The sequence below is a fragment of the Lyngbya aestuarii BL J genome (assembly GCF_000478195.2).
Taxonomy (GTDB): domain Bacteria; phylum Cyanobacteriota; class Cyanobacteriia; order Cyanobacteriales; family Microcoleaceae; genus Capilliphycus; species Capilliphycus aestuarii.
Window position 1 is genome coordinate 21602 of record NZ_AUZM01000064.1, and the last position, 12746, is coordinate 34347.

General features: G+C 42.1%; 12 protein-coding genes, 1 tRNA gene and 1 pseudogene. 11 read left to right on the top strand and 3 right to left on the bottom strand.

Annotated elements, in window-relative coordinates:
* The first annotated feature begins 427 nt into the window (after positions 1 to 427).
* The 10 genes from M595_RS21365 (at position 428) to M595_RS29565 (ending at position 10085) form a co-directional block, all read left to right on the top strand.
* Positions 428 to 790, top strand: a complete 363-nt coding sequence (locus M595_RS21365) for a single-stranded DNA-binding protein (RefSeq protein WP_023068542.1) — start codon at positions 428 to 430, stop codon at positions 788 to 790.
* Between the two features lie 66 nt (positions 791 to 856).
* Positions 857 to 1414 carry a tetratricopeptide repeat protein gene (locus tag M595_RS21370; protein WP_238987117.1) on the top strand — a complete coding sequence of 186 codons (558 nt, stop codon included), beginning with the start codon at positions 857 to 859 and terminating at the stop codon, positions 1412 to 1414.
* 73 nt (positions 1415 to 1487) lie between these two features.
* Positions 1488 to 2441, top strand: coding sequence for a response regulator (locus M595_RS21375; protein ID WP_040484461.1), 954 nt, complete (start codon positions 1488 to 1490; stop codon positions 2439 to 2441).
* A gap of 437 nt (positions 2442 to 2878) precedes the next feature.
* Positions 2879 to 4855, top strand: a complete 1977-nt coding sequence (locus tag M595_RS21380; protein WP_023068535.1) for a CapA family protein — start codon at positions 2879 to 2881, stop codon at positions 4853 to 4855.
* A 172-nt stretch (positions 4856 to 5027) separates the two neighbouring features.
* Entirely contained in the window at positions 5028 to 5918 is an 891-nt protein-coding gene (locus M595_RS21385; RefSeq protein ID WP_023068539.1) for an aldose epimerase family protein, read from the top strand.
* Positions 5919 to 5984: 66 nt separating this feature from the next.
* Positions 5985 to 6056, top strand: a tRNA-Lys gene (locus M595_RS21390).
* A gap of 377 nt (positions 6057 to 6433) precedes the next feature.
* Positions 6434 to 7609, top strand: coding sequence for an NAD-dependent epimerase/dehydratase family protein (locus M595_RS21395; RefSeq protein ID WP_023068550.1), 1176 nt, complete (start codon positions 6434 to 6436; stop codon positions 7607 to 7609).
* A gap of 223 nt (positions 7610 to 7832) precedes the next feature.
* Complete coding sequence (locus M595_RS32780; RefSeq protein ID WP_023068538.1) at positions 7833 to 9194, top strand: hypothetical protein; 1362 nt, start codon at positions 7833 to 7835, stop codon at positions 9192 to 9194.
* Positions 9195 to 9214: 20 nt separating this feature from the next.
* Positions 9215 to 9385, top strand: coding sequence for a hypothetical protein (locus M595_RS32785; RefSeq protein ID WP_275044470.1), 171 nt, complete (start codon positions 9215 to 9217; stop codon positions 9383 to 9385).
* A 169-nt stretch (positions 9386 to 9554) separates the two neighbouring features.
* Positions 9555 to 10085: a LapA family protein gene (locus M595_RS29565; protein WP_023068544.1), complete on the top strand. Its 531-nt coding sequence runs from the start codon at positions 9555 to 9557 to the stop codon at positions 10083 to 10085.
* A 141-nt stretch (positions 10086 to 10226) separates the two neighbouring features.
* On the opposite strand, the gene M595_RS21415 is transcribed toward M595_RS29565, so the two are convergent.
* Positions 10227 to 10703 (bottom strand): SRPBCC family protein, encoded by a 477-nt coding sequence (locus M595_RS21415; protein WP_023068557.1) that lies wholly within the window; start codon positions 10701 to 10703, stop codon positions 10227 to 10229.
* 137 nt (positions 10704 to 10840) lie between these two features.
* Between M595_RS21415 and M595_RS21420 the strand changes: the two genes are divergently transcribed.
* The gene (locus M595_RS21420) at positions 10841 to 12100 is read left to right on the top strand and encodes a HEAT repeat domain-containing protein (protein WP_023068546.1); all 1260 of its coding nucleotides are present in this window, start codon (positions 10841 to 10843) and stop codon (positions 12098 to 12100) included.
* 172 nt (positions 12101 to 12272) lie between these two features.
* Here M595_RS21420 and M595_RS31270 read toward each other — a convergent pair whose 3' ends face one another.
* Positions 12273 to 12434: a hypothetical protein gene (locus M595_RS31270; RefSeq protein ID WP_023067846.1), complete on the bottom strand. Its 162-nt coding sequence runs from the start codon at positions 12432 to 12434 to the stop codon at positions 12273 to 12275.
* 100 nt (positions 12435 to 12534) lie between these two features.
* Positions 12535 to 12746 (bottom strand): annotated as a pseudogene (locus tag M595_RS29570) (glucose-6-phosphate dehydrogenase assembly protein OpcA); the annotation flags it as partial.

Here is a 12746-nt window from a genome sequence, read left to right on the forward strand (position 1 = left end):
TTTACAGTCCAACTCTATGACGATCTAGACCACATCGTACCCTAATAGCCGACTGAGTTTCTGATCTCAATCCCAACAGATGCCTTAATCAGATTTTCATTTGGTCAAAAATAAACTCGCTCACCCCAAGTTTGTGATGGAATTCCCTTAACTTGCAGAGTGCAAAGCTTTTTCTGCCATCTTTGCTTTCTACTTCTGAGGTCGCTCAAGTGATACCGGAAGCTACTCGCACAACTTAAGGGAATCGATGTGGATTGTATTATGTTTTGTGGCCATAGTCTAGTCCCACCGAAAGGTGGGGCAGTTTTATTCTCGATTGAGAATTTGATGGGTGGGGAGATCTTGATTGGATGACCTCACGACTTCTGCTTTAGAATAGATATACAATCTCAAGTGTCACAAAAATTCAAGTCAAGATTGAAGTCAAATGAGTCTGAATATCGTTACTCTTGTGGGTCGTGTCGGTGGAGACCCGGATGTTAAATATTTTGAGTCGGGGAAAGTTGTTTGTAATCTGACCTTAGCAGTTAACCGTCGTACTCGCCGCACGGATGAACCCGACTGGTTTAATTTGGAAATGTGGGATAAAACCGCAGAAATCGCGGCTAACTATGTTCGTAAAGGAAGTTTAATCGGCGTTAAAGGTTCGCTGAAGTTTGACTATTGGGAAGATCGGGCGACCGGAGTACAACGTTCTAAGCCCGTGATTCGAGTTGAGCAACTTGAGTTATTGGGATCTAAGCGAGATAATAACGAGAACATGGCACAAGCCAGCTATGAAGAATTTTAACTCGGCTTGAATTCAACTTCCAATTTAATTCATTCACAGAATATCCCAGCACTTTGAGTTCAAGTGTTGTTTGTTACTCCATCATTGATTGTCAGCGTGAGTTTAGAGACTTTAGAACAAATTCAAACCGAGTACCGATCCGGAAAAAGTGCCTTTGAACGAGGCCGCTATCGTCAGTCTGTAGAACATTTGGAGAAGGCAAGAGATTTAGTCGAAAAAAATACTCGTTTGGGTGGAGAAGTACAAATTTGGCTAGCAACTGCTTATCAAGCAATGGGTCAGCACCAAAATGCGATCGCCCTTTGCCGAAAACTGATTCGTCATCCGAGTCTGGAGACTAGCAAACAATCGCGTCGTTTACTCGAAATTCTAGAAGCCCCAGAATTGAACAGTAATCTGGAAGGATTGATTAATATTCCCGATATGAGTGGGATTGAAGATAATGAGCGCCCGATCAAAATTTTACAAAAAACTCGTCCTTCAACTTCGGGTTCATCCTCTACCCCAGAGTTATTTCCTGAACCCATTGATCTGACTCAGGTGAATACTCAAGATAATGGCTTTCTGGGGATCGCCTTAGCCGCCATTATCATGATCTTGAGTGGATTATTCTTTTTCTACTAATTTCGTTGGGATACGGAATAACGATTGAACTGGGATAGACTAAATTAGTATCCGAATCGTCACGTCAGTATAAATGGAACGTGAAACTCCAGACCTAGAGACTATCAAGCACCAGCTAATGAGTCTAAATCGACCGAAAAAGCCAAAAATGCTGGTCGTCGATGATGAGCCAGATAATCTTGATTTGCTCTATCGTACTTTTAGACGGAACTTTAACGTCTTTAAGGCAGAAAGCGGCATTCGCGCCCTAGAAATCTTAGAAGCTGAAGGAGAAGTCGCTGTGATTATCTCCGATCAACGAATGCCTGAAATGAAAGGAACAGAGTTTCTGAGCAAAACAGTGCGCTCGTTTCCCAACACGGTGCGAATTATCCTGACAGGCTTCACTGACATCGAAGATTTAGTCGATGCCATTAACTCTGGCCAAGTCTATAAATACATTACCAAGCCTTGGGACCCCAATGAACTCAAAACAGTAGTTCAACGGGCTGCCGAAACCTATGAACTGTTAAACCAACGAACTGCTGAATTACAATACGCCCAAAAACAAACTCGACTCTTAGGGACGATTATGCAAGTCGCTCAAGAGTCTCAACCTCTAGCGGCGAGTTTCACCGCGATGGCAACGGCTATTGGTGAGAATTTTCAAACGGATGTGTGTATTCTTCAGCAAACGAGCGAAAATACCTTAACAACAGTTGAGGGGATCTATAGCAGTAGTGGGACAGCGGAAAATTGGTTGTCAGATGATCCTCTAGTTACTGCTGCGTTGTCCACCGGAAATATACAAGCCTCCATTAATATTCCTAGAGATGGGGCGATCTCCGAGGTACAACATTACCAAACTTCTGAAATTCAATCACACATTACGATTCCGGTGAGTTTTCGAGAGAAAAATGTCGCCCTCCTTTCCCTTCAGTGGAAACAACCTTGTCAACTGACTCCAGAAGAACTTGATCCTTTGGAGTGTGTTGCTCAAGCGATCGCATTGGTACTGGTGAGTGTCAACTTGGATGTCTCCGCTTAACATCCAAATAAATGGTAAAGCAATAATCCTTGTTCTCAGGATGTGGATCTGTTTTGGGGATCACATCCTAAGAACTCAGCCGAGTGCTTGGAAAAGTGAGCTTTCTGGGTCACTTTCCATCGGGGAATAACAATTATTGGATTGTCCCGACATCAGTAACTTGACGAGGAGAGTAGACTAGCTGATATTTTAGGAATAAACATCTGTTTAGAGACAGATAAAACCTGTATTGTAGATCCAAACCGAATTTAGCTTGGGAATGATCAGTCCAAAATTGGGGCTTGAGAATCCCAATTCAATCGGTAACAATGACTGAAAGACTGCTCAGAAGAAGGAGTTTTTGGTGTTTAGAAGCCTGATATCGGTGTTGATCGATCCGATCGCAAGAGATTTCTGGCTCCATTCAGTTTAATACTGGTGTTAGGGAATGCGTGTATATGGTGTATGCAGAACATTTATCTCAACCGTCTATTTTTGATTTAGCTCGCTCGGGTGATTTTCAAGCGATCAACTACCTGATCAACAGTTATCTCAGACCTCAAGGGATTTCTGCTCGGGTTGGTCGAGAACGACAAGGACGCTTGCAGGTCTTAATCGAGTTTCAAACTGAACCCGTCGCTGAACGTATTATTAAATTTATTTGTCATCTTCTCTGGAAGCTGAACTCTCCGACGGTCGAAGGTGTGCAAATTGTTGGCCGCTATACGGGAGATCCGGCTGTTTTATGGAAACAGTCAGTTCGGATTGTTACCCCCGCCAACCAGGTGCGGCGAAGCCCTCGCAGTCGAACGATTGAGTCCCTCAAATTCAGAACATTCCGTACTCTACTGATGATGGGTTCGGCTCTGAGTGCCTTTATCTTGGGATGTTGGGTGAGCTATTATGAAGTATCGGCTCAACTTCCTCAAGCTCCTACACCAGCTCAAGAAAACGTCGTTTCCCCGACACTACCTCCGAAGCGTCCGGAGCAAGTTCAAGCGGCTTTGGAAGTTGTTCCAGTCGTTCAGCAGACCACGATTCAAAAACCCCATGACTCTACCGTAACTTTAATGTTTGGGGGAGATGTGACTCTTTCTGACCATTTTGAGACTGTTGTCGGTGATGATCATACTTGGGCCTTTGAAAAACTGGATGAATACCGTGAGGTCGATGTGGCTATGGTGAATTTAGAAAATCCCTTAACCCGTTCAACGCTACGCCGTCCGAATAAGCAGTTTAATTTTAAAGCCGACCCAGAGGCGGTACAAGTGCTGACCAGTGGGGGAGTTGATCTTGTTAACCTGGCTAATAACCATGCGATGGATTATGAAGCCGAGGGATTGATTGAAACTCTAGAAACCTTAGAAAATTCTGGAATTCACGCGATTGGGGCGGGTCGGGATCTCACAGAAGCACGACGTCCGGAGATTCTTGAGGTTAAAGGTCAGCGCATTGCCTACTTTGGTTATTATGATGCTGATTTTCATGCGGCGAGTGAAGACAGTCCTGGCACAAATCCTCGTTATGATGAACGAGTAGCGGCCGATATTCAAGCGGTTCGCGATCAGGTGGATTGGATTATTGTGAATTATCATTGGGGAGTGGAATTGGCGAACTATCCCGGTGACTGGCAAATCGAACTGGCTCGATTTACGATTGACCAAGGAGCAGATTTGGTTGTCGGACATCATCCCCATGTGTTGCAGGGCGCGGAAATTTATCAAGGTCGGCCGATTGTTTATTCTTTGGGAAACTTTATTTTTGGGGGGAATAGTCGCAACGATTATGATACGGCTGTACTGAAAGTTTCCTTGAAAGCTGATCAGAAGATGAAAGTTGAATTTCTACCGGTAGAAGTTCGGCAATATCAGGCGAAAATTGTCAGAGGTAAAAAGGGAGATGAGATTTTACAAAACGTTGAGCGTCTATCTCGCATTTTTGACCAACCGATGAACTCTCCGATAGTATTGGATGCTCCTCGCTCGGGATTGCGTACAGTTAAGAGAGAACCTGTTACTCCGGTTGCACCTCAGCTTCCGAATTTGTCTGAGTCCACTGAACAATCAGTAACACCGGAAACTTTAGAGGATACTGGAGATGATGTTGAGGTTCCATTGACTCCACCTGAAACGGTGAATTTACCGCCTCGGTTAGATGCAGCTTCTTCCAGCTCTGATTCTCTTAAACCCTATATTCACGATCCTTTTATCAAAGATCCGTTTATCTCGATTCCCCAAGAAACTCCCCAACCCACATCCACTTCTGACAGTTACAATGATTCCATCGGTTCGATCTCGTTTGCTCTGTTCAAGTCAGAGATTGAGACTGATGACGGGCCTCCAGCACAAACTCAAGTCACGGTTGCCTCTGACAAGGGAAGGGTTGATTTACCTCCGATGGTTCGACGGGTTCAAAACTCGACGGTTTACGATTGAGGAGTAAATCGCCAAAGTTCTCTTTCTCCGATGATTCGAGAACTCAGCTCAGGTGAGAGTATAGGCCTAGAATGTTAAGGTTTACTCTCAACGGACTGGCTTTGTGCGACAATAGCTAGGCATTCTTCTGTTGAACAACTTTGGCTCAGTTTTATATTACTGACAAATCACTGTGTTTGCGATCGCTCTAGAACAAAAACAATACAAAACCTACTGCTTGTCTGATCACCACTATCAGTCTCGCTTAGAGGTAGTACCCGAACGAGGGGGAATGATTACGCGCTGGCAAGTCAAAGGTCAAGAATTACTCTACCTGGATACAGAACGATTTGCACATCCTAACTTGACTGTGCGGGGGGGAATTCCGATTTTGTTTCCGATTTGTGGGAACTTGCCGGAGGATACTTACCAATACAATGGTCAGCAGTACAAGCTCAAACAGCATGGTTTTGCTCGTAATCTACCCTGGACGGTGACGAACCAAACGGCTACTGATTATGCTGCCATTACCCTGACTCTAACGAGTAATGGGGAAACTCGCTCTGTTTATCCGTTTGATTTTGAGTTGGAGTTTACCTACAAGTTGAAAGGGTCAGAGTTGATCATCTTTCAGCGCTTTACGAACCTCTCGGGTACGATGGAGGGTTTACCCGCACAAGTGATGCCGTTTTCAACTGGGTTGCATCCCTATTTTTCCGTTTCTGATAAAACTCAACTGCATTTTGAGATCCCGGCGATGCAATATCGGGATCAGATTACTCAAGAACTCCATGATTTTACCGGTTGCTTTGACCCGAAAATTGATGAAATTGATGGAATTTTTGGGCCTTTGACTGGATTGGCAGCAATTGCAACGGATTCGAGTCGTAAGTTGCGAATTGCCTTGGGTTATAATTTTGCCTACTCGAATTTGGTGTTTTGGACGGTTAAGGGCAAAAACTACTATTGTCTTGAACCCTGGACGGCTCCCCGAAATGCCATGAATACGGGCAAGTTACTGACTTATCTCCAGCCCGGAGCCAGTTATGAGACGCTAGTTCACCTAAATGCCACATTTTTTTGAAAATCTCTTTTCATTTCACAAAACGTTGTGTTATAATGGTAAAGGATTGACTGAAAGTTAATTAACGGGTCGCTAGCTCAGCGGTAGAGCACTCGGCTTTTAACCGATTGGTCCTGGGTTCAAATCCCAGGCGACCCATAATTGATCAAACTTATCTTAATGCGATCACCGCCTATTGACACTTCACAGCTTTAAATAGTGGATTCGGTGTTTAACTTAGTCGCTTTTTCTCTCCGCTAAATTTATTTAAAAGTGTTGCAGGAGATTTCTACACTGTTAGATTTTGGTGATGGGTTCATTGGTGTACACTCTGCGTGCTTGCTAAACATTAGAACAAAACACTAGAACGGCTTTAAGAAGGAAGCAAATCTAAATCTGTTCGCAACGCTCAAGCCTTTACAAATCAGTACAGGACTTGAACTCTTTTCAAAACTTTCAATTGCCCGTATCTAGACAGAATAGCACAACCAATGTACATTAACCCAGTATCAGCAAAACGAGATGCAATTGAGTTTATGAAAGTTCTGGTAATTGGTGGTGATGGCTACTGTGGTTGGGCGACAGCCCTCCATTTATCCAACCGAGGCTATGAAGTTGGGATTTTAGATAACTTAGTTCGGCGACACTGGGATCAACAGCTTTGTATTGATACCCTAACTCCAATCGCGCCCATTCATCAACGCATTCAACGCTGGAAAGACTTAACCGGGAAGTCTATCGACCTGTATGTCGGCGATATCAACGACTATAGCTTCCTGATTGAGAGTTTACTGGAGTTTGAACCGGAAGCGGTGGTTCACTTCGGAGAACAACGGTCAGCGCCTTTTTCCATGATTGACCGGGAACACGCAGTTCTCACCCAGACCAATAACGTCGTGGGAACCCTCAATATTTTATATGCAATACGTGAACATTTCCCCGACTGTCATCTGGTGAAACTGGGAACGATGGGTGAATACGGGACTCCGAATATTGACATCGAAGAAGGTTATATCACGATTGAACACAACGGGCGTAAAGATACCCTACCCTATCCCAAACAACCCGGAAGCTTCTATCATCTGTCGAAGGTTCACGATAGCCACAATATTCATTTTGCGTGTAAAATCTGGGGTCTACGGGCGACAGATTTAAACCAAGGTGTGGTTTATGGGGTTCTCACCGATGAAACCGGGATGGATGAAATGTTGATTAACCGTCTCGATTATGATGGTGTGTTTGGAACTGCTTTAAACCGTTTCTGTATTCAAGCCGCGATTGGTCATCCCCTGACAGTGTATGGTAAAGGCGGACAAACTCGCGCCTTCCTCGATATCCGTGATACTGTACGTTGTGTAGAACTGGCGATTGCGACTCCCGCAGAACCCGGTCAATTCCGTGTCTTTAACCAGTTCACTGAGATGTTCAGCGTTAGCAACTTAGCAATGATGGTGAAAAAAGCCGGAAATGCAGTTGGCTTAGATGTCGATATTCAAAACATGGAAAATCCTCGGGTTGAACTCGAAGACCATTATTTCAACGCTAAAAATACCAATTTGTTGGATTTGGGATTACAACCGCATTATTTGTCTGATTCCTTGTTAGATTCGTTGTTGAATTTTGCAATTAAGTATAAGGGTCGGGTGGACAAGAACGAAATCTTACCGAAAGTTTCTTGGCGAAATCCCGGTTCTGCAAAAATTGCCAAGTAATCAGAAACGGATAAGTGAATTCCGTGTTTCTTATAGAGTAGGTTGGGTTGAACATGGTGAAACCCAACTTTTTCAATTAAGAGAAAAGAATTGGGTAGAGGCGTTGCATGAAGCGTCTCTCCTAAGACAAAGTGAGGGAAAATTTACAGATTATGATTGTCCATATTAGCTGTTGCTATTACGGATGAAAATCAATCCTTATTAAAAGGCTTAAAGTGTAAAAATGAATGTCTATCAACAATCCTTTAAATTGATCTTAGCGGGAAATATAAATGTATCTGCAATGATAAATGCTATTATTAGAGCTACCCTTCAAGCTCGAAGTGATACACAAAATAGTGATTTAACTTTTCGCCAGATACACATTTTTCATACAGAACAATCTTTGCAAGCTTTAACAGCTTCAACATCTTGGCAAACAGCTTTGAAGCAATATAAGATTTCTTCAACCAGTTTAGTACATCATATAGCAAAACTAGAGGATTCTAATGCTGATAGATTTAGAGATCTTGTAGAACAGTTAAGAACGATTGTTAACCCCCTTGAAAACGCACAGAATTATATTGATTTAACAAACGGTATTTCAGCTCTCAAATCTATCCTTGCTGTTTTTGCTTATGTACTTGATATAGAAAATATTTATTCACTAGAAATAGAGTTTTCTAATGATCCAGCTACAAGAAAAAAGCAAGCCAATCTTTTTTATCATGACCTTGAATCAGAGGGCGTAAATATAGAATATCGGAAGTTTCCACAAATACGAGAGTTTGATACTTTTGGCAAACTTAATTACACAGAAGTTTTACGACATCGTTCAATTATTGATGAACTTGTAGGGAGTTTAACACGTTTGCTGCCTTCTAGACTTGATATTGAGCATTTGCGAGAATCATTGTTGTCTGGGGTGCATTCTCGTTTGCTTGGTGAAGTTACTGAAGAATCATACAGTTACCGTCATTCCATTTTTGCCTCCTCTGCTGGCATTGAGGAAGTTGCAAATATCATTCTTACTATTGTTAAAAATGCTGACTTAGAAAATAAAACACTTGGTAAAAAGTTAGATGAAGTTAGAGATTTTTTTGCCCAAAATCCCAAATACTTTGTTAATACAGAAATGCTAGGGCATCTCACTCAGCTAATTAAGTCAATACGCAATGACATTGCCCATCCTTCTAGTACAAATGGATATTCCAAAGAAATAACAGCTATTCAATCCCGTTTATCTTCTCAATTGGCATTTGCATTTCTCCAATATACGACTAAGACATTAAGTGCCTTCCTTGATCAAAATGGTCAATTTGTAAATATTCAAATTATTGAAACTCCTATTGAAGAAGATGAAACTGTCTTTTACTTTGGGTTTGATGGTGATTCTACTGGTGACTATTTAGATAGAGCTTTTGGAGAATCAAGCGAAGAAGAAGTTAAGAAACGAAGTAAAATAGTCAATGAAGCGATTAAGACATTGAAGAAGCTGATCTGCAAAGACACAAAGGATCATGAAAGTGTAATTTTTGCGGAAGGTGACAATATACTCTTCAAATCTCGCTATAAAATACGCTTCATCTTAATGATTTGCAAATAATTTATAAAGAGAAAACTGGATTGACTGGCAGCATAGGATACGGTAAAACTTTACCAGAGGTTGCATTAGCAATGCGTTTATCAAAAGCCCAAGGTGGAAACAGTATTATGGGTATAGGTTTGCGAGATTCTGGAAAAATAAACGAGACAACAGAGTTGACTTATGGAAGTTGCCCTCAGGAAACGGATTGAGAGCAAGAAATTGATTAATTTACTCATTGCTAAAAACCCCACACTCTGATTAACTGACGAACAATCCCGACCGCCCAGAGTTAGCAAAAACCCCCGAAAAGATCCGGTCATCGTGAACAATATTCGGTAAAATTGAAACAGTAATCTGCTTGCAGTCTGGAGTTTCCTCATGCGACCGCTCAACTTTGTGTTAATTTTTATCGTTTGTATCGGCCTAGTTTTATTTAGTCTACAGAATACAGAACTCGCTACAATTCAAGTGATCGAAGGGGTTGAATTTGAAGCACCCCTAGCGATTGAATTGATTGCAGCAACCGGAATTGGGGCTTTACTAGCTTGGCTGTTTAGTTTACTCTCTCAACTGCAACGAATGCTAACCGCCCGTCAAAATATCCGTCAACTTCGTCAACAAGAACAACGAATTCAGGAGTTAGAGAAAGATCTTAAACAGATTCATCAACAAGGACAGCGAATTCAAGACTTAGAGGGAGATGTCGAAAAAATTCATACTGAAGAAAACACCAACAATTCTAAAACAGTTGTTTCAACAGTAGATTCTCCCAAAACAGAAGATCAACCTGTCGTCGAGTCTGAAACTGTCCCCAAAAACCTAGCAGAAACCTCACAAACAGAGACTATTTCTGAAGATACAAAAGAAGTAAACACAGAAGCAGAAACCGTTAATACTGAAGCGAAATAGAGGTTCAGAGACCGGGTTTCTTGGGAATGTTAGGGACAAAAATTAAAAGTTCCGTTCAGAACCCGGTTTCTCTCGTCAATCCTCCTAAAATAGATATTGAACTTCAAAGTTACTCGGTATTTTAACAAGAGTTTGGACGATTTATTTGTTCTCACATTCTCTTTTGGTGACTTCGTGGCGATAGCGAAACATATCTTCTAAACGGCTATTGACCCACCAAGCCAACAAATTCTCCGCTAACCATCCCCCAGGGAGAGAATAGGAAATCGCATCCGTTAAGCGAGTTTGACCTTGTTCTGCGGAAAACTGATGTCGGTGTACCCAACTTTCCATCGGTCCTTGTTTTTGTTCATCAGTAAATAGTCGATAGCGATTGGCTCCGCCACTGCGCTCCGCGCAATCGCATTCAGTATGCACCGCTAGCCATTGTACTGGAATCGGCCCTAACCAGAGGCGAAATTCTGTAATCGCCCCCACATCTAACCCTCCCTCACGCCGGATAATCTCTACAGGCTGCCAAGGGGGGGTTAATAGTTGTAAGATATCTGATCGTTCGTGGAAGTTCCAAACGTCCTCAACAGGCGCATTAATTAAAGAAGAATATCGAAAATGGAGCATTGGTATTTTTGAACTATTCTAGATCTAGGATTGCATGAGAATCAACCGATTGCTAGACTAAAATCCAATTATTGTTTTCAACCATTTTGGGTGTAAGTGGGCGTAAGCTTTACACTCCTACGAGATCAAATTATGCTATGGGTGATCAGTTTTCCAACTTATCCGATGATAATCAATCTCCAGCCTTACTCTCCCAAGCGATCGCGCAGTTAGAAAGTGGAGACTTTCAACACCGTTGGGATGCAGCCAAACAGTTAGCTAAAATGGGAACCATCGCGATTAACCCATTGATTGCTATTCTCGAAGATGAAGAAGCCGATCCCGAAGTGCGTTGGTTTGTTGCCCGAACTTTAGGACAGTTTAACAGCGATGCAGTTGTACCTGCTTTAGTCAATCTTCTACAAACGGCAAAAATAACAGATGACGCCTCAGAAACCTCATTACTCGAAATGGCAGCAACTGCTTTAGCCAATTTAGGAACTTCAGCAGTTGAACCTCTGGGCGCGTTACTTGAAAATGAACAGTTAAAACCGTTTGCAACAGCAGCCCTGGCTCAAATTCGACACTCAGAAACGATTACCCCTCTATTGAGTGTCGTAAATGATTCTAACCCCAAAATTCGCGCCTGCGCGATTGAAGCTTTAGGGAGTTTTCATGATTGGCGTATTCCGCCTGTATTAGTTAAGGCTTTAAATGATCCTTCCGCCTCGGTTAGAAAAGAAGCGATAATCGGTTTAAGTCGGCGGGGAGATTTAGTGGCAGAATTGAACTTAGTAGAGCAACTGCAACCTCTATTATGGGATATTCGCCCCCAAGTCTCTCAACAGGCGCAAATAGCCCTTTCTCGTCTCGGTACGGATCAAGCAGTGGTTGCTTTAGTTGAGCAAATTCTCTCAACAACAACTCCTTTAACGGTTAAACTCAACGGCGTGCGATCGCTTTGTTGGATAGAAACTCTGAGTGCTATTGATCAACTTCAACATATTTTATTCACGAGTTTAGATCAGCCAACTTCTAACCCCTCATCCTTCTCAATTCATCAAGAAATCATTCAAGGATTGGGACGAATGAGCAAACCTGAAGCGAAAATTCTAGCCAGTCAAATTTTAGTTGAATTTCTCCAAAGTCAACATCCCTCTCTGCAAATTCCGACGATTAAACAACTGGTTGCTTTAAGCTTAGGACAGTTAGGAAATATCACTGCTTTTGATCCTTTGGTACAACTGTTAGCAGATTCGGAAACCACTGTTCAATTTCATTGTATCGCCGCCTTAAAACAGTTAGATTCTCCCTTAAATTCTCCCTCAGTCTATGAACGACTTCAACAACTTGCCCAACATCCTAATCTTGATCCCTGTTTAAAACAGGGAATTGCGATCGCATTAACAGAATGGTAGCTTTCATAAATTGATTAAATGCAGAAACTCTAAAACCGAAGATTGAGAGCGTTTTTCAACTTCCTATTGCCTGGGCGAAGTGCTATAACTTTAGAAAAAAAGCCAATTAGGAATTAATTAAAATTTTACTAATTTGTTTGAGTGCGGCTAAAACTTGTTCAATTTAGTTGTATCATTCGATAGATAACGCATAAGAACAACCAGATTTAGGCGGTTCAGTTTTAACCCATTTCACAAATACAAACTCTCGACCATTCACTAAAAAACCAAAGGTTGGTTTATCCCTATTCGGACTATTCGACAGATAAACGAACGCTTGTGGTAAGGCTTCCATCACATCAAATTTAGCGCTATAGAAACCCGGTTTTTATAACTCATAAAACAACAAGAGGCGCAAACCTTGCGCCCCAAAAGATTGAATTACAATTCTAAAACTAACGCAATTGAAGAATTTTAGCCGTTAACGCTAAACTTTCTTCATACAAAACATCACGACCCCAACGTTGCAATTGTTGCGTCATTAGAGATTCTGCTTTTTGATCAGAAGTCGCTGTCACCTGTTCCGTGCGACAAGATTGGGCGCTTCCGCCGGCTTCCATCCGCATACAACCTGTGGTTTCTGAACACAAAATCGTGCAGCAATTGG